Origin of the sequence: Anaeromyxobacter sp. (assembly GCA_016718565.1) — a bacterium.
Taxonomy (GTDB): Bacteria; Myxococcota; Myxococcia; order Myxococcales; family Anaeromyxobacteraceae; genus JADKCZ01.
Genome location: JADKCZ010000015.1, coordinates 1 through 22,169 on the forward strand (window position 1 = coordinate 1; position 22,169 = coordinate 22,169).

General features: G+C 74.1%; 19 protein-coding genes. 9 read left to right on the forward strand and 10 right to left on the reverse strand.

All coding sequences use genetic code 11. The features are described from left to right. Both IPO09_18800 and IPO09_18805 read right to left on the reverse strand, forming a co-directional pair. Positions 1–254, reverse strand: a 254-nt coding sequence (locus IPO09_18800; protein ID MBK9519350.1) for a hypothetical protein, incomplete at its 3' end; no start/stop codon positions are given. A gap of 236 nt (positions 255–490) precedes the next feature. Continuing rightward, the gene (locus IPO09_18805) at positions 491–967 is read right to left on the reverse strand and encodes a hypothetical protein (GenBank protein ID MBK9519351.1); all 477 of its coding nucleotides are present in this window, start codon (positions 965–967) and stop codon (positions 491–493) included. A 534-nt stretch (positions 968–1,501) separates the two neighbouring features. Here IPO09_18805 and IPO09_18810 point away from each other — a divergent pair. The 8 genes from IPO09_18810 (at position 1,502) to IPO09_18845 (ending at position 11,790) form a co-directional block, all read left to right on the forward strand. Further along, positions 1,502–3,055, forward strand: coding sequence for an MFS transporter (locus IPO09_18810; protein ID MBK9519352.1), 1,554 nt, complete (start codon positions 1,502–1,504; stop codon positions 3,053–3,055). A 222-nt stretch (positions 3,056–3,277) separates the two neighbouring features. After that, a complete protein-coding gene (locus tag IPO09_18815; protein ID MBK9519353.1) occupies positions 3,278–4,129 on the forward strand; it encodes an ABC transporter ATP-binding protein in 852 nt (283 codons plus the stop codon). Between the two features lies 1 nt (position 4,130). Beyond that, the gene (locus IPO09_18820) at positions 4,131–5,516 is read left to right on the forward strand and encodes a beta-glucosidase (GenBank protein MBK9519354.1); all 1,386 of its coding nucleotides are present in this window, start codon (positions 4,131–4,133) and stop codon (positions 5,514–5,516) included. Between the two features lie 7 nt (positions 5,517–5,523). Beyond that, positions 5,524–7,335 carry a hypothetical protein gene (locus tag IPO09_18825; protein MBK9519355.1) on the forward strand — a complete coding sequence of 604 codons (1,812 nt, stop codon included), beginning with the start codon at positions 5,524–5,526 and terminating at the stop codon, positions 7,333–7,335. Positions 7,336–7,411: 76 nt separating this feature from the next. After that, the gene (locus IPO09_18830; protein MBK9519356.1) at positions 7,412–8,749 is read left to right on the forward strand and encodes a hypothetical protein; all 1,338 of its coding nucleotides are present in this window, start codon (positions 7,412–7,414) and stop codon (positions 8,747–8,749) included. A 53-nt stretch (positions 8,750–8,802) separates the two neighbouring features. After that, positions 8,803–9,690: a glycosyl hydrolase gene (locus IPO09_18835; protein MBK9519357.1), complete on the forward strand. Its 888-nt coding sequence runs from the start codon at positions 8,803–8,805 to the stop codon at positions 9,688–9,690. 48 nt (positions 9,691–9,738) lie between these two features. Then, the gene (locus IPO09_18840; protein MBK9519358.1) at positions 9,739–10,659 is read left to right on the forward strand and encodes a glycosyl hydrolase; all 921 of its coding nucleotides are present in this window, start codon (positions 9,739–9,741) and stop codon (positions 10,657–10,659) included. Positions 10,660–11,190: 531 nt separating this feature from the next. Further along, complete coding sequence (locus tag IPO09_18845) at positions 11,191–11,790, forward strand: glycosyl hydrolase family 17 (GenBank protein MBK9519359.1); 600 nt, start codon at positions 11,191–11,193, stop codon at positions 11,788–11,790. Positions 11,791–11,805: 15 nt separating this feature from the next. Here the strand turns inward: IPO09_18845 and IPO09_18850 are convergent, their stop codons facing one another. The 8 genes from IPO09_18850 to IPO09_18885 form a co-directional block, all read right to left on the reverse strand. Next, positions 11,806–12,738 (reverse strand): ABC transporter ATP-binding protein, encoded by a 933-nt coding sequence (locus IPO09_18850; protein ID MBK9519360.1) that lies wholly within the window; start codon positions 12,736–12,738, stop codon positions 11,806–11,808. 80 nt (positions 12,739–12,818) lie between these two features. Beyond that, entirely contained in the window at positions 12,819–13,736 is a 918-nt protein-coding gene (locus IPO09_18855; GenBank protein MBK9519361.1) for an ABC transporter permease, read from the reverse strand. A gap of 8 nt (positions 13,737–13,744) precedes the next feature. After that, entirely contained in the window at positions 13,745–14,725 is a 981-nt protein-coding gene (locus IPO09_18860) for an ABC transporter permease (GenBank protein ID MBK9519362.1), read from the reverse strand. 5 nt (positions 14,726–14,730) lie between these two features. After that, positions 14,731–16,371, reverse strand: coding sequence for an ABC transporter substrate-binding protein (locus tag IPO09_18865; protein MBK9519363.1), 1,641 nt, complete (start codon positions 16,369–16,371; stop codon positions 14,731–14,733). A 32-nt stretch (positions 16,372–16,403) separates the two neighbouring features. Beyond that, positions 16,404–17,216 carry a glycoside hydrolase family 16 protein gene (locus IPO09_18870; protein MBK9519364.1) on the reverse strand — a complete coding sequence of 271 codons (813 nt, stop codon included), beginning with the start codon at positions 17,214–17,216 and terminating at the stop codon, positions 16,404–16,406. Between the two features lie 11 nt (positions 17,217–17,227). Next, positions 17,228–18,433 (reverse strand): ROK family transcriptional regulator, encoded by a 1,206-nt coding sequence (locus IPO09_18875; protein ID MBK9519365.1) that lies wholly within the window; start codon positions 18,431–18,433, stop codon positions 17,228–17,230. Between the two features lie 88 nt (positions 18,434–18,521). After that, positions 18,522–19,904 (reverse strand): Ig-like domain-containing protein, encoded by a 1,383-nt coding sequence (locus IPO09_18880; protein ID MBK9519366.1) that lies wholly within the window; start codon positions 19,902–19,904, stop codon positions 18,522–18,524. Between the two features lie 103 nt (positions 19,905–20,007). Beyond that, complete coding sequence (locus tag IPO09_18885; GenBank protein MBK9519367.1) at positions 20,008–20,997, reverse strand: Ig-like domain-containing protein; 990 nt, start codon at positions 20,995–20,997, stop codon at positions 20,008–20,010. A 623-nt stretch (positions 20,998–21,620) separates the two neighbouring features. On the opposite strand from IPO09_18885, the gene IPO09_18890 reads away from it, so the two are divergent. Next, positions 21,621–21,788 (forward strand): hypothetical protein, encoded by a 168-nt coding sequence (locus tag IPO09_18890; protein MBK9519368.1) that lies wholly within the window; start codon positions 21,621–21,623, stop codon positions 21,786–21,788. The last annotated feature ends 381 nt before the right edge of the window (positions 21,789–22,169 follow it).

Here is a 22,169-nt window from a genome sequence, read left to right on the forward strand (position 1 = left end):
ACCGCGTCGGCCAGGAAGATGGCGTGCGCCTCCTGGTGCGGTTTAGCCTTCGGGTAGCCGTGCTCCGCCATGAGGGCGGCCTCGTGGGCGAAGTGCTCCGCCACCCCCCGCTGCACCAGGGCCAGCGCCGCCCGCACCTCACCCGCTCCACCGGTGCGCACGGCATCCACCAGCGACGCCAGCGCGCCGGAGAGGGCTCGATGCTCCACGTCGATGGGGCCGAACCCCGTGTCTGCGTAGTCCCGCTCGCCCATGATCCGCCTCCTCCTTCGATAGGCCTCGGCCCACCGCTGCGGATCATCAGTGCATCCCCTGGGCCCCGGGCGGACGAAACGCCGCAGGGCAGGCGTTCAGGCGATCACCCGTCGCATCAAGCGCTTGGACGTGCGGTGCTGGCCTGGCGTGCCGCGCTGGCCACGCTGGGCACAGGGGGTCCGGGTGACCCGGGTCTGCGTTCCCGGGTCCGCGCCGGGCGGAGTCCCGCCCCTGCTCAGCCCTCGTCGTGACGCGGCGCCGTCGCCTCGAACACCGCGGCGAAGCGGTTGCACGTCAGCGTCACCGCCAGGGCGAAGAGCCCGGCCGCGGCGCCCAGGGCGGCGCTCCAGGCGGGCGGCGCCGTCAGCGCCAGCCGCAGCACCACCGTGGAGGCCGCCAGCCCGGAGTTGCGGAAGATGAGGTGGTAGGCGCCGGGTGGCGCAGGGCCGCCAGCACCAGGAAACGTCGGCCAGCACCAGCACGTGTAGAAGCTGCTGAAGAAGCGCGGGTCCTCCTGCAGCGCGGCCCCGGATCGCCAGCGCGGCGTAGATGGCCAGCGGGCCCGGGGCCACCAGCTTGTAGGCGCCACGAAGGAGACCCGGCCGCCGTCGCGGCCAGGGAGCGCCGGGTGGCGCTGCGCCGCGTAGTAGGCGCCCAGCGTGACGAAGAGGGCCAGCGCCCCGGCGCCGTACCAGCCGATCTCCACGACCACCCCCTGCGCCTGGGCCCAGGAGACCGGCTCGTCGAGCTTGCCGAAGGCCTCGAAGGCGTGGCGGAGCAGGACAAGCGAAGACCTCGAACTGCTTGCCCGGCGTTGGCCACCGGGCGGCCAGGCCGATAGCCAGCGCCGCCACCTCCGCCGGCACCAGGTAGAAGGCCAGGTCCGCGAGGCGGAAGTGGTTGCGCCCCGGCGGCTCCAGCGCCGCCAGCCAGTCCGGCAGCCAACCCACACCGCGCCAGGCTCGATGGCCACCACCGAGCAGACGAAGGCCGGGGCCACCACCGTGGCGAAGCCCGCCGGGTGGCGGGGCGCTCGAAGCGGTCGGCGATGGCGTCGAAGAGGCGGAGCAGGGCGGCCAGCATGTGCGTCAGGTCGTACCGCCGCGGCCTCTCCCGCTGGAAGCGGCGGCGGCGCGGTGAATGGACGCAACCCGCCCGCCCTTGACAAGTCGCCGGGCGCCTCGCTAGTTTGTTCGTACGCCGAACAAAGTCGAGCCTACCCAGCCCGCACCCCACCGGAGCCCCCATGGCAGCGGCCCAGCGCCCCTCCCCCGCCCCCCCCGGCCGTCGGCGCTCCCTGTTCCAGCTGGCCCTGGCCGCCTGGCACGCCCGCCTGGGCACGGGCGGCCCCCGGGAGGCGGGCCGGGCCAGCGCCACCGCCCCGCAGGACCGGATCTCCTTCCCGCACAAGCTGCTCTACGGCGCCGGGGCGTTCGTCAACAACCTGCTGGCCGCGGCCATCGGCGGGATGCTGATCGTGCTCAACCTCGGGCTGGGCATGAACCCGGCGCTGGTCGGCCTGGTGGGGGCGCTGCCGCGGCTCACCGACGCCATCATCGATCCGGTGATGGGCTACGTCACCGACAACGCCCGCACCCGCTGGGGCCGGCGCCGCCCCTTCATCTTCGTGGGCGCCCTGGCGTCCGGCCTGGTCTTCGCGCTGCTGTGGCAGGTGCCGGCGGGCCGCAGCGAGGACTTCTACTTCTGGTACTTCGTCGTCGGCTCCAACCTCTTCTACGTGGCCTACACCATCTTCGCCGCGCCGTGGGTGGGCCTCGGGTACGAGCTGACGCCGGACTACCACGAGCGCACCCGCCTCATGGGCGTGCAGAACTTCATCGGCCAGCTGGCCTACGTGGTGGCCCCCTGGTTCCTCTGGATCATGACCTACAAGCCGTGGTTCGCCACCCAGGTGGAGGGCGCGGGGGTCCTGGCCATCGGCATCGGCCTGCTGGCGGCCGGCCTGGGCGTCCTGCCGGCCATCTTCCTGCGCGAGCGCTTCGTGCACGCCGCCGAGGCGGAGCCGGGCGGCAAGGGCCTGAAGGCCAACGTGACCGGCTTCCTGTCCGGCATGAAGTCCACCCTCTCCTCCCGGCCCTTCCTCAAGCTCTGCGCCGCCACCTTCCTGGTGTTCAACGGCTTCATCCTCATCTCGTCGTTCCAGTCCTACGTCATCATCTACTACGTGTTCCAGGGCGACCAGGCGCGCGGCGCCGAGTTCGCCGGCTACGCCGGCACCCTGGGCGCCGTCTCCACCTTCGCGGTGATCTCCTTCATCACCTGGCTCGGGACCCGCATCGGCAAGCGGCGCGCCTTCTTCGTGTCCACCGGCCTCTCCATGGTGGGGTACGCCATGAAGTGGTTCGCCTACGACCCGGCCCACCCCTGGCTGATCCTGCTCCCCACGCCGCTGCTGGCCTTCGGCCTGGGCGGCCTCTTCACGCTGATGGGCTCGATGATCGCCGACGTGGTGGACGTGGACGAGATCGAGACCCACCAGCGGCGCGAGGGGATGTACGGGGCGGTCTTCTGGTGGGTCGTCAAGCTGGGCATGGCGGCGGCGCTGGCCGGCGGCGGCTTCCTGCTCAACGCCACCGGGTTCGACGTGGCGCTGGGCGGCCAGCAGGCCGAGCGGACCATCACCCTGATGCGGCTCTTCGACGCCTTCGTCCCGTTCGTGGCCTCCGGGCTGGCCATCTGGGCCATCGCCGCCTACCCCATCACCGAGGAGGCGGCCCACCGGGTGCGCGCCACGCTGGAGGCCCGCCGGGGCACCGGGGCGCCCGCCGGCGCGGCCTGAGAGGCCGGCGCGGGGGCGGGCCTGCCTGGGTGGGGCGGCGGGCCCGGTCCGGCTTGACACGCGGCCCCGCCCTTCGCTAGTTTGTTCGTGGCCCGAACAAAGTCACCTCGACGAGCCGGAAGGCTCCGGAGCCAGGATGGCTGGAGACCCCAGCAGCCGCGCCGCGCCACCCCCGGCCCCGAGCCCCGTGGGGGCGCGGCGGTCCATCCGCCCGGCGCACCCCTGCTCCAGGTGACGGAGCTCACCAGGACCTTCGCCGCCGGCGGCTCGCCGTGGCGCCCCACCCGGACCGCGGCGGTGGACGGGGTGAGCTTCTCGGTGCGGCGCGGCGAGGTGGTGGCCCTGGTGGGCGCGTCCGGCAGCGGCAAGAGCACCATCGCCCGGCTGCTGCTCCGGCTGGACGAGCCGGACGGCGGCCGGATCCTGCTGGACGGCCGCGACGTCCTGGCCGAGGAGCCGCGCGGCGCCTCGCTGGCCTACCGCCGCCGGGTCCAGCTGGTCTTCCAGGACCCCTTCGCCTCGCTCAACCCGGTCCACACCGTGGCGCACCACCTGGAGCGCCCGCTGCTGCGCCACGGCCTGGCCGGCGGGGCGCGGAGCGGGTCGGCCGCGCTGCGCCGGCGGCTGGCGGCGCTGCTCGACACCGTGGGGCTCACGCCGGCCGGGGACTTCCTCGACCGCCACCCGGCCTCCCTCTCGGGCGGGCAGCGGCAGCGGGTGGCCATCGCCCGCGCCCTGGCGGTGGAGCCGGACCTGCTGGTGGCCGACGAGCCCACCTCCATGCTGGACGTCTCCATCCGCACCGGCGTCCTCAACCTGCTGGCCCGCCTCAAGCGCGAGCGCGGGCTGGCCGTCCTGCTCATCACCCATGACCTGGCCTCGGCGCGCTACCTGGCCGATCGCATCCTGGTGCTGCAGCAGGGCCGCGTCGTCGAGGAGGGGCCGAGCCGCGCCCTGCTGGCGGCGCCGTCCCACCCGTACACCCGCGCCCTGCTGGCGGCGGCCGCCCACGCCGGCCCGCTGGGCGGCGCCGCGGCCCCGCCGCGCCCCGCCGGGCCCCTCGAGGTGACCTGACATGTCCGGCCAGCCCTTCCCGCCCGGGTTCCTCTGGGGCGCCGCCACCTCGGCCTTCCAGGTCGAGGGGGCCAGCGCCGAGGACGGCCGGGGCGAGTCGATCTGGGACCGCTTCGCCGCCAGGCCCGGCGCCATCGAGGACGGCAGCGACGGCCGCCGGGCCTGCGACCACTACCGGCGCTGGCCAGAGGACGTGGCGCTGATGCGGGCCATGGGGCTCAACGCCTACCGCTTCTCCGTCGCCTGGCCGCGCGTCCAGCCGCTCGGCCGGGGCGCCCTCAACGCGGCCGGCCTCGACTTCTACGACCGGCTGGTGGACGGGCTGCTGGAGGCCGGCCTGGCGCCCATGGCCACGCTCTACCACTGGGACCTGCCGCAGGCGCTGCAGGATCGGGGCGGCTGGGGCGCGCGCGACACCGCCGCCGCCTTCGTGGACTACGCCAACGCGGTCTCCATGCGGCTGGGCGACCGGGTCCGCCAGTGGGTCACCCACAACGAGCCCTGGTGCATCGCCGCCCTGGGGCACGAGTTCGGCGCCCACGCCCCCGGCGCCCGCGACCCGGCCCTGTCGCTGCAGGTGGCCCACCACCTGCTGCTCTCGCACGGCTGGGCCGTGCCGGTGCTGCGGCGCAACGCGCCACGCGCCGAGGTCGGCATCGTCCTCATCGCCTCCCACGCCGAGGCCGAGACGCCCAGCCCGGCCGATCGGGAGGCGGCGCGCGGCTTCGACGCCTCCTTCAACCGCTGGTACCTCGACCCCATCTTCCGCGGCGCCTACCCGGCCGACGGCGTGGCCGACCGGGTCCGGCAGGGCCACCTGCCCGGCGGCGACCTGCCCTTCGTGCGCCCCGGCGACCTGGCCGCCATCGCCACGCCCCTCGACTTCCTGGGGCTCAACTACTACAGCCGCACCGTGCTCTCCGGCGTCCCCGGGCCGGCCGGCGAGCCGCCGCCGCGCGCGGTCCGCATGGCGCCCCCCGAGCAGCTCACCGACATGGGCTGGGAGGTCTGGCCCCAGGGGCTGGAGGACCTCCTGCGCCGCCTCCACCGGGAGTACCAGCCGGCCCGCATCTACATCACCGAGAACGGCGCCGCCTACGGCGAGGTCCCCAACGGCGACGGCCGCGTCCACGACCGCCGCCGCAGCGACTACCTGGCCGGCCACCTGCGCGCCGTGCGGCGCGCCATCGCCGCCGGGGTCCCGGTGGGCGGCTACTTCCACTGGTCCCTGCTCGACAACTTCGAGTGGGCCCACGGCTTCACCAAGCGGTTCGGCCTGGTCCACGTGGACCTGGCCACCATGGCACGAACCCCGAAGGACAGCGCCCAGTACTACGCCGCCGTCGTGGCCGCCAACGCGGTCCCCGACGACGCTCCGCACCCGTGAGGCACCCATGACGCCGACCACCCACGCCGCTCGCCGGGTCCGCTCCCGGACCGCCCTGCTCGCCGCCCCGCTCCTGCTGGCGCTGCTGGCCCCGCCGCCGGCGCTGGCCGAGCCTCCCGCCGCCGCCCCGGCCACGGCCGCGGCCGCCGCCGCGCCCGGCCCCAACGTGGTGCGCGTGGTCTCCGGCCCCGACGGCGCCCGGCTCACCGTGGACGGCAAGCCCTTCATGGTGCTGGGGATGAACTGGGACTACTTCCCCATCGGCACCAACTACAACTACGACTTCTGGGGCCAGCCGGACGACGTCATCGAGGCGGCGCTGGCCAACGAGATGACGCTGCTGCGCCGCATGGGCGTCAACGCCGTCCGGCTCTACACCGGCATCCCGGCCCGCTGGATCACCCACATCCACCAGCGCTACGGCATCTACACGGTGCTGAACCACACGGTGGGCCGCTACGGCTACACCCTCGACGGCACCTGGATCGCCAACGTGGACTACTCGAGCCCGCGCTTCCGCGAGGCCGTCAAGGCCGAGCTGGCGGCGCTGGTGGAGGCCTACCAGGGCACCCCCGGCCTGCTCATGTGGCTGCTGGGCAACGAGAGCAACTACGGCCTCTCCTGGAGCTCCTTCGAGATCGAGGCCCTGCCGCAAGGGGAGCGGGAGAGCGCCAAGGCCAGGCACCTCTACTCGCTCTTCGGCGAGATCATCCGCGCCACCAAGGCGCGCGACCCCAACCACCCGGTCTCCATCGCCAACGGCGACCTGCAGTACATCGACCTCATCGCCCAGGAGTGCCAGGGGCTGGACGTGCTCGGCACCAACGTCTACCGCGGCAAGTCCATGGGTGACGTCTACGACGTGGTGAAGGCCAAGCTGGGCGTCCCGGTCATGTTCACCGAGTTCGGCGCCGACGCCTTCGACGCCAAGCGCGGGCGGGAGGACGACCTGACCCAGGCCCGCTACCTGCTGGCCCAGTGGCAGGAGATCTACGAGCAGGCGGCCGGCCAGGGCAGGGCCGGCAACGCCATCGGCGGCCTGATCTTCCAGTGGAGCGACGGCTGGTGGAAGTTCAAGCAGGAGACCAACCTCGAGGTCCAGGACACCAACGCCTCCTGGCCCAACGGCGGCTACAAGGAGGACCACGTCGAGGGCGAGAACAACATGAACGAGGAGTGGTGGGGGCTGTGCGCCAAGGGGGCGCCGGACGCCCGCGGCCTCTACGAGCTGCAGCCGCGCACCGCCTACTACGCCCTGCAGCAGGCCTTCCGGCTCGACCCCTACGCCGCCGGCACCACCCCGGCCGCCATCGCGGCCCACTTCGGCGCCATCACCCCGGAGGAGCTGGCCTTCCGCTACCAGGCCAGCAAGGCGGCCGGCGCCGCCGCGGCGCTCTCCATGATCCGGCTCACCGACGCGCGCCTCTCCTTCGAGACCTACTCCACCGGCGGCAACTCCCGCTGGCAGCGCCCCGACGCCCCCAGCGGCGGGCGCGGCTTCGACCACACGGAGTCCTTCTACGCCACCGTGCAGGTGCAGCCGACCGAGAAGGTCACCGGCAAGGTGGAGTTCAACGTCCTCGGCAACGTGGCGCAGAACCCCATCGACGAGATCTTCTACGAGCGGCGCGGCAAGCCGGTACACGCTGTCGTTCTTCGTCCCGAACGACGACGGCACCTTCACGAGGAGCGACCCGCGGACCATCTCGGACAACGAGCGGATCAAGATCTACAAGGCCAGCGTCGCCTGGAACGACACCTACTTCCGGCTCGACGGCTTCTTCCGCTCCGGCCACTACCACTGGGGCGACGAGGGTGACCTCCTCGGCCTGTACCGCGAGGCCAACGACCCGGGCATCGACGTCTACGGCGCCGATGCGCCGCTGGGCGTCGAGGTGGCCGGCAAGAAGCAGCTCGAGGGGCTGAAGCTGGCCTTCGGGCCGCAGCTGTGGTGGGGCGCCAACCCCGCCATCATGGGCAAGTACCGCCGCCAGGTGGGCCCGGTGACCTTCACCCTGCTCCACGAGGAGGATCTGTCCCAGGCCGGCATCCTGGGCAAGCCGGGCAGCGCCAGCAGCCCCGGGCCCGCCGGGACGGCCCTCCCCTCGTCGGTGGCCATCCCGCAGCTCGCCACCCGCAAGACCGTGCTGTCGCTCGAGGCGCGGCGCGGCATCATCGGCCTGGAGCTCTCCGGCCTGGTGGGCGGCGCCAACCGGGTGGGCGACCTGTTCCTCGACGAGCAGGGGACCACCGACCGCATCGTCTCCACCGACACGCTGGGCGCCCGCGCCAAGGTCACGGCGGAGGCCGGCCGCTGGCACTGGTACGGCCAGGGCGCCTACATGGGGCTGGTGGCCGAGGCCGGGCCCGACGCCCGCAAGACCTTCACCGGCTGGACCCTCAAGGACTCCGGCTCCGGCAACCAGGTGAACCTGCTCACCGGCCTGGCGGTCACGCTGGGCAAGTTCCAGATCGGCCCCAACTTCCTGTGGCAGAAGCCGCTGGTGGGACCGGGCCCGAGCCTGGCCACCTTCCCGGACAACACCCGGTCGCGCAACGTGCGCGACGACCCGTTCTCGGTGCGCGCCAACCGGGAGACCACGGCGGCGGAGCTCATGCTGGTCTTCGACCCGACCCCCGCCACCTGGATGTGGGCCTGGGACAACGACCTGCGCGAGGACGCCCCCCTGGCGGCCAGCCTGGACGTCTCCTACCGCCACATGCCCACCACCATGGACGCCACCTTCTGGTACGCGGCCGACGGCCTGACGGTCACGCCCTGGGACCGCGGCGTGCCGGCGGCCGACGTCTGGGAGGTGAACGCCCGGGTGGTGTCGGTCCCGCGTCCGGACCTCCGGCTGGTGGCCCACCTGTTCGGCGGCAACCCGCAGGCCAACGGCCAGGACGCGCGCCAGCCCAACCGCTACGGCGGCGACGCCCGGGTGACCTGGCGCTCCCTCTCGGTGGCCGGCTTCGCCAAGTTCAACGACTGGGGCCCCTACGACTACTACCGGGACTTCAACAGCACCCTGCCGCTGCAGCTCATGGGCGACGTCTCCTGGACGCTCGGCCCGGCCCGCTGGCTCTGGCTCCAGCAGACCCGGCTCGGCCTCAAGGCCACCAGCCGCTACCTGAACGGCTACTCCGGCGCCCGCTACAAGGCGGACCCGGCCGACCCCAAGGCCTGGGGCCACGAGTACGAGCTGCGCACCTACCTCGTCGTCACCCTCTGACCCAAGGGAGCCCACGGCGCATGTCCGGACCGACCCCCGCCGCCCACCGGCTCATGGACGCGCCCTTCGCGGGCGCGCCCGCCCTGCCGCACGCCGGCGCCACCCGCGCCGAGCTCGAGGCCCTGCTCCGGCAGGCCCTGGCGCGCGGGCTGCACGGCCTCTGCTTCGGCGCCTACCTGCCGGGGCAGAGCCCGGAGCAGGGCAGCCAGCTCGACGAGGCGCAGATCCGCGCCCGGCTGGAGCTGATCCGCCCCTTCACCCGCTGGGTGCGCAGCTTCTCCTGCACCGACGGCAACCAGCTGACGCCGCGCCTGGCGCACCAGCTCGGCCTGAAGACCATGGTGGGCGCCTGGCTGGGCGCCGACCGGGAGAAGAACGAGGTGGAGCTGGCCGCGGCCATCGAGGTGGCGCGCGCCGGCCACGCCGACCTGCTGGCCATCGGCAACGAGGTGCTCCTCCGGGAGGACCTCCCGGAGGCCGAGCTGATCGGCTACCTGGAGCGGGCCCGGGCCGCGGCGCCCGGGGTGCCGGTGGGCTACGTGGACGCCTACTACCTGTTCTGCCAGCACCCGCGGCTGGTGGCGGCCTGCGACGTCCTGCTGATCAACTGCTACCCCTTCTGGGAGTACTGCGCGCTCGAGCACGCGCTGGCCTACATGAAGGAGATGGTGGCCCGGGTGGAGCGGGTGGCCGGCGGGCGCCGCATCATCATCAGCGAGACCGGCTGGCCCAGCGCCGGCACGCCGGTGGGCGCGGCGGTGCCCTCGGTGGAGAACGCGCTGCGCTACCTGCTGGCCACCCTGGAGTGGACCGACGCCGCCGGCCTCGACCTCTTCTACTTCGCCGCCTTCGACGAGGCCTGGAAGGCCGGCGCCGAGGGCGATCGGGGCGTCACCTGGGGCCTGTGGGACCAGGACGGACGGCCGAAGTATGGCGGGTAGGCCCCGGTGAGCGCGGCGGCCAGGCCGGCCTGGCTCCAGCCCGCCTGGCTGGGGAGGGCCATCTGCTACTCCGGGTACCGCGCCGGGCAGAGCCCCGACGCCGGACGGTACCCCTCGTACCAGGAGGTCCACCAGGACCTCAGGCTGCTGGCGCGCCACTGGCGGGTCCTGCGCCTGTACGACTGCTCGCCCCACGCCGAGCTGGTGCTGGAGGTGATCCGGCGGGAGCGGCTCGACCTCGCGGTGCTGCTCGGCGCCTGGCTGGCGGCCGAGGCCGACAACCCCGGCTGCCCGTGGGGTGGCGTGCACGGGGAGGCCCAGCTGGCGCGCAACGTGGCCGAGAACGGGCGGGAGCTGGACCGGCTGGTGGACCTGGCGCGGCGCCACCCGGAGGTGGTGGTGGCCGTCTCGGTGGGCAACGAGGCCTGCGTGGACTGGACCGATCACCTGGTGCCGCCGGCGCGGGTGCTCGGCTACGTCCGGCAGGTCAAGCGGCTGGTGCCGCAGCCGGTCACGGTCTGCGACAACTACCTGCCCTGGTGCGGCCCGCTCGACGCCCTGGCCGGCGAGGTGGACTTCATCTCGCTGCACAGCTACCCGGCCTGGGAGGCCAAGCCCGTGGGCCAGGCGCTCCCCTTCACCGAGGCCAACTGGTGGGCCGTGGCCGAGCGCTTCCCCGGCACGCCGGTGGTCGTCACCGAGGCCGGCTGGACCACCCGCTCGGGCGGGCGCGGCGTCCGCGCCGAGGACGCCACCCCGGAGAACCAGGCCACCTACCTGGCCGCGCTGGATCACTGGAGCCGCACCCGCGGCGTGCTCACCTTCGTCTTCGAGGCCTTCGACGAGGCCTGGAAGGGCTCGCCCGACCCGCTCGAGCCGGAGAAGCACTGGGGGGTCTTCACCGAGGACCGCCGCCCCAAGGTGGCGGTCCAGCCGCTCTTCCCGGACCTGGCGGCGGCCCCGCCCTGAGGCCCGACCCCCGCCCGCGCCTGGCGCTCCGCCGCAGCGGCGGCGCCGAGGAGACCACCGTGACAGTCCCCGTCCAGAGGCCCCGCCGACCCGCCCGCCTGCTGCTCATCGCCGCCGCGCTGGCCGCCGCCTGCGCCACGCCGCGGCCGCTCCCGGCCACCGCGCCCCCCGCCGAGGGCCGGGCCTTCGCCCCGCGCCCGCTCCACCCCTTCGACGGCCAGCGCTGGGTGGGCCAGGGCATCTCCTACGGCCCGCACCGCGACGGCCAGCGCCCGGGCGGGGCGTCCCCCACCCGCGCCCAGCTCCGGGAGGACCTGGCGCTGCTGGCGGGCCGCTGGAGCCTGCTCCGGCTCTACGCCGCCGACGCGCCCTCCCCCGAGGTGCTGGCCCTGATCCGCGAGGAGCGGCTGCCGTTCAAGGTGCTGCTGGGCGCCTGGATCGCCCCGGAGGGCCCGGCCCCAGGCGGGGGCGCCGCCGGCCGGGCCGCGCGACGACGACCGCGCCGAGGGGCGCGCCGCCAACCGGGCCCAGGTGGAGGCGGCCATCGCCCTGGCCAACGCCTACCCCGAGGTGGTGCTGGCGGTGGTGGTCGGCAACGAGACCCAGGTGGACTGGTCGGCCCACCGGGTGGCGCCGCAGGTGCTGGTGGAGTGGCTGCGGACCGTGCGCCGCGGCGTGGCCCAGCCGGTGGCCACCGCCGACGACTTCGGCTTCTGGCTCAAGCCGGAGAGCGACGAGGTGGCCCGCGAGGTCGACTTCCTGGTGCTGCACGCCTACGCCATGTGGAACGGCAAGCCGCTCGAGGAGGCGCTCGACTTCACCAGGCAGAAGCACGCCGAGGTGACGCGCCGCCACCCCGGGCTCCCGGTGGTGCTGGGCGAGGCCGGCTGGGCCACCCGCAAGCACACCGAGGGCGAGCAGGCCACCCTCATCAAGGCGGAGCCGGGGGAGGCGGCGCAGCGCCGCTTCTACCAGGAGTTCACCGCCTGGGTGGTCGGCCAGCGGATCGTCAGCACCTGGTTCGAGGCCTTCGACGAGAACTGGAAGGGAGGACCCCACCCCGACGAGGTGGAGAAGCACTGGGGGCTGTTCCGGGCCGACCGGACGCCCAAGGCGGCGGCGCTGCCCTGAGGGTCGGCGCGGCCGCTACGCCAGGTGGCAGGCGACGCCGCTTCCCGCGCCCAGGGAGCGCAGGGCCGGCTCCTCGCTCCGGCACCGCTCCACCGCCAGGGCGCAGCGCGGGTGGAAGCGGCAGCCGGGCGGCGGCGACCTCAGGCTGGGCGGCGCGCCGGGGATGGCGGGGCGCTCCTGGTCGTCACCCTGCAGCGACGGATAGGCCGCCAGGAGCCCCTGGGTGTAGGGGTGGCGCGGGCCGGCGCGCAGCGCGGCGGCCGGGGCCACCTCCACCAGGCGGCCCGCGTAGAAGACGGCCACCCGGTCGCACAGCTGCAGCATGCGGGCCAGGTCGTGGGTGATGAAGATGGCCGAGAAGCCCAGCCGGGCCTTGAGGTCCAGCAGCACCTGCAGGATCTCCCGCTCGACCACCACGTCGAGCGCCGTGGTGGGCTCGTCGAGCACCACCAGCGCCGGCTCGAGCGCCAGCGCCAGCGCGATGCCGACCCGCTGCCGCATCCCACCTGAGAGCTGGTGCGGCCAGGACGCCAGGTGCGCCGGCCGGAGGCCCACCAGCGCCAGCAGCTCGGCGGCGCGCTGCCGCGCCCGGGCGCCGCGCACGCCGTGGGCCTCGAGCGTGTCGCGGAGCTGCGCCCCCACCGTCAGCACCGGGTTGAGCGCGTCGAGGGCGCCCTGGAACACCATGGAGAGGCGGCGCCAGCGCAGCGCCCGCAGCGCCGGCTCGTCCAGGCGGAGCAGGTCGCGCCCCTCGAAGAGGACCTGCCCCCCGCTGATGAGAGCCGGCGGGGGCAGGACCCGCAGCAGCGCCTGGGCCACGGTGGACTTGCCACAGCCCGACTCGCCGGCGATGCCCAGGAGCTCGCCGCGCCCCACCTCGAAGGAGACCCGGTCCACCGCCCGCACCAGCCCCTCCTCGCCGACGTAGTCGACGCACAGCCCCCGCACCGAGAGGAGGGGCGCGCGGGCCGCCAGGCCCGCCCGCGGGGCCGGGGCCGGGGCCGGCGGAGGGCGCGGGCGCCGCCGGCTCAGCCACGGTCCACCACCGGGGTGCTGCGGGTCGGCGCCAGCCCGTGGCCCAGGAGCCAGGCCCGCCAGGCCCGATCGGCCCGCAGGCGCGGGTTGGCCAGCTCGTCGAAGGCGGCGTTGAGCATCACCAGGGAGGACCCCACCAGCGCCAGGCAGACCCCGGTGGGCACGAAGGTCCACCAGGCGCCCGTCAGCAGGGCCGAGTCGTTGGTGGCCCAGTAGAGGTTGGTGCCCCAGGTGGCGGCCGACACGTCGCCCAGCCCCAGGAACTCCAGCCCGACCTGCGCGCCGATGGCGTACACGGTGCTGCCGATGAACTGGGCCACCAGGAGCGAGGTCAGGTTGGGCAGCAGCTCGCGGGTGATGATGCGCCCGGGCCCCTCCCCGCTCACCACCGCGGCGGCCACGAAGTCCCGCTGCCGCAGGGAGAGCGCCTCGGCGCGCAGCACCCTGGCGTTCCAGGCCCAGCCGGTGACCACCAGCACGAAGGCCACCGTGCCCGGGCCGGCCGGCAGGTAGGCGGCGATGACGATGGCCAGCGGCAGCCCCGGGAGCACCAGGAACACGTTGAAGAGCAGCGACAGCAGGCCGTCGACCCACCCGCCGAAGTAGGCGGCGGTCACGCCCAGGAGCGCCCCCAGCAGCACCACCGTGGCGCCCACGCCGAAGCCGACCAGCAGCGAGACCCTGGTCCCGGCCACCGTCTGGGCCAGCACGTCCTGGCCCTGCCCGGTGGTGCCGAGCCAGTGGCTCCAGGAGGGCGGCTGCAGCGGGATCCCCACCAGCGCGTCCGGGCTGGCCACCAGCCAGGGGCCGACCAGCCCCAGGACCACGAAGGCGCCCAGCAGCGCGGCGCCGGCGGCGGCCTTGCGGTCCCGCCGCAGGGCAGACCACCAGGCCGGCGTGGCGCCGGCCACCGGGGCGCTCACCTGGCCCCCCGGGTGCGCGGGTCGAGCCAGGCCGTGGCCAGGTCCACCAGCCAGTTGGCGCCCAGCACCGCCAGCGTGATGACCAGGAAGATGCCCTGCATGAGCGGGTAGTCCTGGTTGCGCACCGCCTGCACCAGCAGGTACCCCTGCCCCGGGTAGGAGAAGACCACCTCGGTGAGCAAGGAGCCGCCCACCACGAAGCCGAAGGCCATGCCGAAGCCGGTGACGCCGGGCAGGAGCGCGGTGCGGGCGGCGTAGCCGAGCGCCACCCGCGCCGGCGAGAGCCCCTTGGCGCGCGCCAGCGCCACCTGGTCCGACCCGAGCACCGTGATCATGGCGTTGCGCATGCCCAGCATCCAGCCGCCCACCGTGCTCAGGACCAGCGAGGCCAGGGGCAGCGCCGCGTGGCGACCCACGTCGGCCAGGAAGGCCAGGCTCCACGCCGGGGTGAGGTCGTCGCCGTAGGCGTGCCCCAGCGGGAAGAGCCCGAGCCGGAAGCCGAGCAGGTAGAGCAGCACCATGGCCAGCCAGAAGTAGGGGAAGGCGCCCAGCAGGGCCAGCAGCGGGGGCAGCAGCGTGTCGACCCACCCGCCGCGCCACCAGGCGGCCGCGATGCCCAGGAGGGAGCCCAGGGTGAAGCTCACCAGCACGGCGGTGCCGGCCAGGAGGAGCGTCCAGCCGAGCCCCCCGGCGATGACCTGGCTCACCGGCGACGGGTAGTAGGCCACCGAGAGGCCCAGGTCGCCGCGGGCCACGTGCGCCAGGTAGGTCAGGTACTGGGCCGGGAGCGACGCGTCGGTGAGGCCGAAGGCCTGGCGCAGCGCCCCCATGGCCTCCGGGCTGAGCCGCCCCCGGAAGCGGGCGAAGAGGGCGGTGGCCGGATCGCCCGGCATGAGCCGCGGCAGGAAGAAGTTGAGGGTGAGCGCGGCCCAGCACGCCAGCGCGTAGAAGCCGAGCCGCCCGAGGAGCCGCCGCATCCCGGTCACCGGATCCGGGGCTCGAGCGCGGTGAGCACCAGCAGGGTCTCGCCGCGGTCGAACCGGTTGGGGGAGGGATCGGCGTAAGGGTGCGCCGCCGTGGGGAACCCCTGGAAGCGGCGGGTGTTGAACTCCGCCCAGGAGGGGTTGGGGTAGAGGGGGATGGCCGGCACCTCGGCCGCGAAGACCCGCTGCAGCGCGGTGGCCAGCAGCCGCTGGCCGGCCGGGTCCGGCTCCTGCTCGAACGCGGCCAGCAGCCGGTCGGCCTCGGCGCTGCCGTAGCGGTGCCAGTTGGACATGGAGGGGGTGCCCATGGGCTTGACCGTCTGGCGCGACATGAGCCAGCGGTAGACCGACCAGGGGGTCGGCCCCTCGAACGACCAGCCGATGGTGAGGTCGAAGTCGCCCTCCTGGACCCGCTGCGTGAAGGCGCCCACGTCGGCGGTGCGGACCGAGGCGTCGACGCCCAGCTGGCGCAGGCCGCGCGCGATGACCTGGGCCGCGCGCACCCAGTCCGACCAGCCCGAGACCGCCAGGATCTCGTAGCGCCAGGGGCGCCCGTCGGGCAGCCGCCGCAGGCCGTCCGGCCCGACCCGGTGGCCCGCCTCGTCCAGCAGCGCGCCGGCGCGGCCCGGGTCGTGGCGCGTCCAGTCGGCCCCGGCGGCCTGGGGATCGCGCCAGCCGGCGTAGGCGTCGGACAGGCCGGTGGCGTCGGCCGGGCGCGAGTAGCCGTGCAGCGCCACCTCCACCAGCAGGCGGCGGTCGATGGCCAGGCTGAGCGCGGTGCGGACCCGCACGTCGTCGAAGGGGGCGCGGGTGGTGTTGGCGAACAGGAAGATGGTCGCGCCGGTGAGCGGGAACCAGTAGGCGTGGTCCGCCGGCGAGCGGGCCACGAAGATCCGGTCGATGGCGGGGACGAAGTTGCCGGCCCAGTCCACCTCGTCGAAGACCAGCGCCAGGTTGGCCCGCTCGTTGGACGGGTAGGCCGGGAACCGGAGCGCCTCCACCCGGGGCAGGCCGGCCTGCCAGTAGCGGGGGTTCCGCCCCAGCTCGTAGACCTGGTGCTGGAAGACCCGCACCTCGGTGAAGGGGCCGGTGGCCACCGGGTGCTCGTTGGCCCAGGCGACCGGATCGGCCACGTCGCGCCAGGCGTGCTCCGGCACGACCAGCTGGGCCAGGAGGTCGTCGCGCCCCGGCAGGAAGACCCGCGGGAAGGTGAAGTCCACCGTGGACGGGTCCACCAGCTCCACGCCGCCCAGCCAGGACCAGACCCCGCGCCGGTCCAGGCCCGGGAAGCGCCGCAGCAGCTCGAAGGTGAAGGCCACGTCGCGGGCCCCGAAGGGCGCGCCGTCGCTCCAGGAGACCCCGGACCGGGTGGTGACCCGCAGCCGCCGGCCGCCGTCGCGCCACTCGGCCCGGGTGGCCAGCCAGGGGATCTGCTCGCCGCGCACCGCGCTGAAGACGAAGAGCGGCTCGTAGATCCCGGACCAGGTGGGCCAGCGCGGCACCGCGGCGCCGGTCAGCGGGTTGAAGTTGCGGATCCAGGAGGCCTCCTGCTCGACCGAGACCACCAGCACGCCCGGCGGCGCCGGGGGCCGCTCGCGCACGCAGGCCAGGGCGCCCAGCAGGGCGCCCACCGCCACCAGCCGCGCGGCGGCCCGCCTGGGACCCGGGCCGGTCAGGGGTCCCGCTGGGAGATCCGCACGTAGTCGACCACCAGCTGCTGCGGGAAGGTGGTCGCGGCGCTGGGGGCGCCCACGTAGGTGCCGCCCACCGCCAGGTTGACGAGCACGAAGAAGGGCTGGTCGAAGACCCAGCTGGTGCCGGCCGGGAGATCCTCCCGGGAGACCGCGGCGTAGACCCGCCCGTCCACCTCGAAGGCCACCAGCCCGGCGTCCCACTCCACCGCGAAGACGTGGAAGTCCTGGTCGAAGCCGGCCGGTCCCGGCAGCGAGGTGCTGGCGGTGATGGGGTTGCCGCCCGAGTACCCCGGCCCGTGCAGCGTGCCGTGGACCACCAGCGGCTCCTGGCCGCGGTACTCCATCACGTCGATCTCGCCGCAGGTGGGCCAGCCGACCTGGTCGATGTTGGCCCCCAGCAGCCAGAAGGCCGGCCACAGCCCCTGCCCGCTCGGCAGCTTCATGCGCGCCTCGACGCGCCCGAACCTGGTCACCACCTTCTCCTTGGTGAGCAGCCGCGCCGAGGTGTAGGCGCTGCCCTGGTAGGTCTCCTTCCGCGCCGTGATGACCAGGTGGCCGGCGCCGTCGAGCGCCACGTTCTCGGGGCGGTCGGTGTCGAACTCGAGCTGGGCGTTGCCCCAGTCGGTGCCGATGTCGGCGCTCCAGCTGGCCGGATCCGGGGCCTGTCCGGCCGGGCCGTCGAACTCGTCCTGCCAGGTCACCTTCCAGCCCGAGCCGCAGCGCCCGAAGCCGGTGGACCCGAGCGCCAGCAGCGCCAGCAGGAGGGTGGTGGTGGGGCGGCGCGGGTCCATGGACGACCTCCTCAGCGGGCCGCCGAGGCGACCGGGAAGTGACGCGGGTCCGAGAGGGCCCGCTGCAGCAACAGGGTGGCGGCGCCCACCGCCACCGCGCGGGCGCCCAGCTGGCTGGTGACGATGCGCGACACCGCCATGGAGGTGGCCAGGGTGCGGGTGCGCACCACCTCGCGGAGCGGGTCGAGGAGCACGTCGCCGAGGCGGGCCAGGCCGCCGCCCACGATGACCACCGCGGGGTTGAGCAGGTTGAGCAGGCCGGCCACGGCCACCCCCAGGTGCTCGGCGGCCTCGCGGACCACCTGCAGCGCCAGGGCGTCCCCGGCCAGGGCGGCGTCCTCCATCACGGTGATGCCGAACTCGCGGCCGGCCAGGGCGCTCCCCGGGTGGTCGGCCAGGAGCCGGCGGGCCCGCTTGAGCAGCGCCGGCGAGCCCACCACCGTCACCAGGCAGCCGCGCAGCCCGCAGCCGCAGGGCAGGCCGTGGGGGTCCACCGAGAGGTGGCCCACCTCGCCGGCGATGCCGCTGGCCCCGCGGTAGATCTTGCCGTCCACGAAGAAGCCGGAGCCGATGCCGGTGGCCAGCTTGATGTAGGCGAAGTGGTCGACGTCGCGCCCGGCGCCCCACCAGCGCTCGGCCAGCGCGCCCAGGTTGGCGTCGTTGTCCACCAGCACGGGCACCCGGAAGCGCTTGCGCAGCCCCTGCACCACGTCGATGCCCTTCCAGGTGGGGACCACCACGTCGTTGAGGAAGGTGGGGCGCGCCGGGTCGACCGGGCTCGGCACCGCCATGCCCGCCCCGAGCAGGCGCCGCCGGCTGCCGCCCCAGGTGGCCAGGCAGCGCTCGGCCAGCTCGTTCACCAGCGCCAGCGCGCCCGGCGGGTCGTCGCGCACCGGGTGCTTCTGGTGCTGCCAGGCCAGCACGGCGCCGCGCAGGTTGGTGAGGGTGACGGCCACGTGGGTGGCGCCGAGATCGACCCCCAGGATGACGGCCGCGTCGTCGTCGAACTGGAGGACGATGGGGCGGCGGCCGCCCTTCGACTCGCCGGCGCCCACCTCCTTGATGAGCCCCAGCTCCAGCAGCTCCTCGACGATCTGCGAGACGGTGGAGCGGCTCAGGTCCCTGCGGCGGGCGATCTCGGCGCGAGAGATCTGCCGCTCGCGCCAGATGAGCTGCAGCACCTCCGAGAGGTTGGGGCGGTGCACCGGCGCCTCCAGCGTCCCGCGCCCCGCTGGCCCCGGATCCTGCTCGCTCCCGCCATCCCCCTCGACCTCCGGCGCCGCCTGGCGCGGCTCCCCGACCTACCTACCTGTGGAAGTAGACGTTGTCGATGAACACGGTGGCCGGGGGCGCCGACATGACGAACTGGGCCAGGTGGGCCCTGGTGGTGAGGCCGGTGAAGGCGGTGAAGGGGACGTCGATGGAGACCCACTGGCCGGTCAGCAGGGCCGGGCTGGAGCCGGCGTTGAAGGTCAGCTCGTGCTCCTTGTCGTCCCCGCCCGCGAACACGCCGTTGGCGCCGAAGTCCACCAGCTTGACCTTGAAGAAGGCGGCGTCCTTGACCCAGACGTCCACGTGGACGCGGGTGAAGGCGGTGGCGTCGACCACGTGGGTGCCGGTGAACTCGATGGCGGTGAAGAGCAGCTCGGCGTACTTGCTGACCGTGTCCCCGCCCAGCGTCACCTCCGACCAGCGGGGGCAGATCGGGTTGGTGCAGGCGTTGCTCCAGTCGGCCGCCATCTTGTCGATGGCCACGTCGGTGTAGGCGTCGCTGTAGATGGAGATGACGTCGGCGGCGGGCACGGTCGGCGTCGGCGGGCCCGCCAGCGGCGACAGGCCGGCGCCCACGTTGATGGTGACCGTCTGCGGCGCGGCCACCCCGGCCAGCGACGCCGAGACGACGGCGCTGCCGCTGGCGTGGGCGGTGACCAGGCCGCCCTCGTCCACGGTGGCCACGGCCGGCGCCGACGAGGCGTAGTCGAAGGTGGCCGGGAAGACGCCCATGGTGAGCTCGCGCCCGTCGATCCCGTAGGTCACGGCGGTGCCGCTCACCTGGTAGGTGTCGCCGACGCCCAGCGCCCGGGTGGCCGCCACCAGGGCCGGGCGCGGGTTCCAGCCGGTGGGGTCGAGCGCCTCGAAGCGGATCTCGTCGAACCAGACCTGGTAGGCGACCGGGTCCCCGGCGGCCAGCCAGAACATGCCCCGCTCCTGGGTCAGCTTGCCCGGGGCGGGGATGGGCACCACGAAGCGGCTCCACTCGGTGGTGATCGGCACCCCCTGCCACTCGGTCTGGTAGCGGGAGGTGCCGGTGTTGTCGTTGGCCAGGCCGAAGCTGTCGAAGGCCACGGCGCGGCTGGCCTTGGCCCAGAAGGTCAGGGCGGTGAAGCCGGACAGGTCCTGGGGGATGCCGGAGGTGACCGCCCCGCCCGAGAAGCCGAAGAGGCCGGCCCCCGGGTCGCCCGGGGCCGGGACCGAGAAGCGCAGCGAGGCGCTCCCGGCGTACCGCTGGCCGGTGTCCAGGCTGACGGCGTCGAGCTTGGAGTTGAGGAACGGCTCGTAGCCGACGGCGGTGGCGAAGCCGTCGTCGAAGACCGCCCCGGAGCCGAGCGGCGGCTCGTCGAAGCAGCCCACCACCACCACGGGGAGGACCGCCAGCGCGGCCCGCAGCAACCAGCTTCGAGGAGCCATGTGTTCGCCTCCAGGTGCAGCCACACGGTGGAGCCGGGGCTCCAGCCTGTCAACGCGCCCCGGTGCCGGCCGCAGCGGCGCGGCCGGCCCGGCGCGCCTCGCGCTACTTGCGGAAGTAGACGTTGTCCACGTAGAAGACGCCGGTCGTGCTGGTCGGCACCAGCAGCAGCATCTGGCCCAGTGCGTTCCGCCCCGCCAGCCCGGTGAAGGCGCTGAGCGGGATGTCGAGCGAGATCCAGGCGCCGGTGGTGAGGGCCGGGGTGCTGCCCGCGTTGTAGGTCACCGTGGCCTCGGTCTGGCCCGCGCCGACGGCGTTGACCAGGCGGACCTGGAACTCGGTCCCGTTGGGCGTCCAGACGTCCAGGTGCAGGAACGCCATGGCGCTGGCGTCGATGGCGTTGGCGCCCACGAACTGGATCCCGGCGAAGTGGCGCAGCTCGTACTTCTTGACGGGGTGCCCGGCGATGTCGAACGGGTCGGTCAGGGTGTTGCAGCAGCCGCTCCAGCCGGTGCTCCAGGTGTCCACGCCCACGCTGGCGTAGGTGCTGCCGAACATGGAGATGACGTCGGCGGCGGGCGCCGTCGGCGCGGCGGCGATGGTGGACGGCACGCCCAGCGGCGCGGTCACGGTGACGCTGGCCTGGCCCGCCACGGCCAGCCCGCCCAGGGTGGCGGTGATGCTGGCGGTGCCGCCGGAGACGCCGGTGATCACGCCGTCGGCGTCCACCGTGGCCACCGCCGGGTTGCTCGAGGTCAGGGTGAAGTAGCGGAAGCCCACGTTGGTGAGGTTGCCGCCGTTGGTCGGCACCGGGGGCCCCCAGGCGATGGCGTTGGGGGCCGAGTTGATCTGGAAGGTGGCGCCCACGGCCACGGTCGGGCTGGGCCAGCCGACGTTGACGGTGTCGGCGTCCCCGACCTCGATGCTGGACAGGTCCACGTACTGCACGTCGTCGAACCAGATGGTGTAGGCCCCCTCCTCCGCGCCCTCGGCGAAGTGGAAGAGCCCCTGGCTGGCCGTCAGCCTCGACGAGACCGGGATGGGGATGACGTGCTTGGTCCAGGTGCCGTCCACCGGGATCTGCAGCGACTCCACCTTGTAGCTCGGGCCGGCCGCCGCGGCGTCGCCGAGGCCGGCTGACGTTGAGCGTGGCCGGCTGGCTGGCCTTGGCCCAGAAGCTGACGGCGTTGAAGGCCGACAGGTCCTGGGGCGCGGCGGCCTTGAGGGCCCCGCCGGTGTAGCCGGCGGCCGGGACCAGCACCCGCAGGGACGCCGCGCCCGAGTGCGCCTCGGCGGCGTCGACGGAGACGGCGTTGGTGGCGCCGCCGAAGCCGGCGAAGGCCACCCCGGCCGCGTAGTCGTCGGCGAAGACCACCTGGGTGGCCGCGCTGCCGCCGCCGCCGCCGGTCGTCACGAAGGCCAGGTCGTCGAAGTAGTAGGTCCTGGCGCCCGAGGTGGCGCCGGTCACGCCGAAGTTGAAGAAGATGGAGGCCTTGTCGTAGTTGAAGGCCAGGTTGAGCCCGGCGGTCGGCGGGACCGTGGGCACGGTGAAGTCGAAGGTCAGCGTCTCCCAGGCGTTGGCCACCGTGGTCAGGGCCTCGGTCTCGACCGACCTGGTCTGGTCGAGGCGATCCTCGACCTTGAGCCGGACCGGGATCCCGGCGGTCGGCGAGTAGACCCGCACCGTCATCCTGGTGTTGGCGGCGTCGAAGGGGACCTTGCTGGAGAACCCGGTCTGGACCAGGCCGTCCAGGGCGGTGACCGTGGTGCCGGCCCAGACCTCGGCGGTGGCCGACTTCACCACCTTGGCCACCTGGTTGGCCGCGTTGGTCGGGTCGGCCACGATGGTCGAGTCCTCGGCGCCGCCGAAGCCGACCAGGCCGTAGTTCACCGTGGCGGCGTCGAAGCTCACCGGCAGGGCCATCTGGGTGAGGACGGCCGGCCGGGTGTCGTAGGCCTGCGAGCCGCTGGCGGCGGCCGCGTTGGCGTTGCCCGCCAGGTCGGTGACCGCGCCCGCCGCCACCGACACGGTGAGGGTCCCGGCCGCGTTGGCGGTGGGGACCATCACCAGGGTGGTGACCGTGCCGCTCACCTTGGTGAAGGCGCCCTTGGTCCCGCCCGCCACGGTGACGTCGGCGGCGGTGAAGCTGGAGCCGACGTCCTCGCTGAAGGTGAAGGTGAAGGTCACGTCCCCGGTGGCGGTGACCCCGGCGAAGCCGTCCGTGACCACGATGGTCGGCGCCGTGGTGTCGCCGGGGTCCGAGCTG

Excerpts from the sequence above, each read along its gene's own strand:
- IPO09_18860 (MBK9519362.1), bottom strand. The coding sequence starts at position 14,725 with ATGCGGCGGCTCCTCGGGCGGCTCGGCTTCTACGCGCTGGCGTGCTGG.
- IPO09_18810 (MBK9519352.1), top strand. The coding sequence starts at position 1,502 with ATGGCAGCGGCCCAGCGCCCCTCCCCCGCCCCCCCCGGCCGTCGGCGC.
- IPO09_18825 (MBK9519355.1), top strand. The coding sequence starts at position 5,524 with ATGACGCCGACCACCCACGCCGCTCGCCGGGTCCGCTCCCGGACCGCC.
- IPO09_18820 (MBK9519354.1), top strand. The coding sequence starts at position 4,131 with ATGTCCGGCCAGCCCTTCCCGCCCGGGTTCCTCTGGGGCGCCGCCACC.
- IPO09_18880 (MBK9519366.1), bottom strand. The coding sequence starts at position 19,904 with ATGGCTCCTCGAAGCTGGTTGCTGCGGGCCGCGCTGGCGGTCCTCCCC.
- IPO09_18870 (MBK9519364.1), bottom strand. The coding sequence starts at position 17,216 with ATGGACCCGCGCCGCCCCACCACCACCCTCCTGCTGGCGCTGCTGGCG.
- IPO09_18835 (MBK9519357.1), top strand. The coding sequence starts at position 8,803 with ATGGACGCGCCCTTCGCGGGCGCGCCCGCCCTGCCGCACGCCGGCGCC.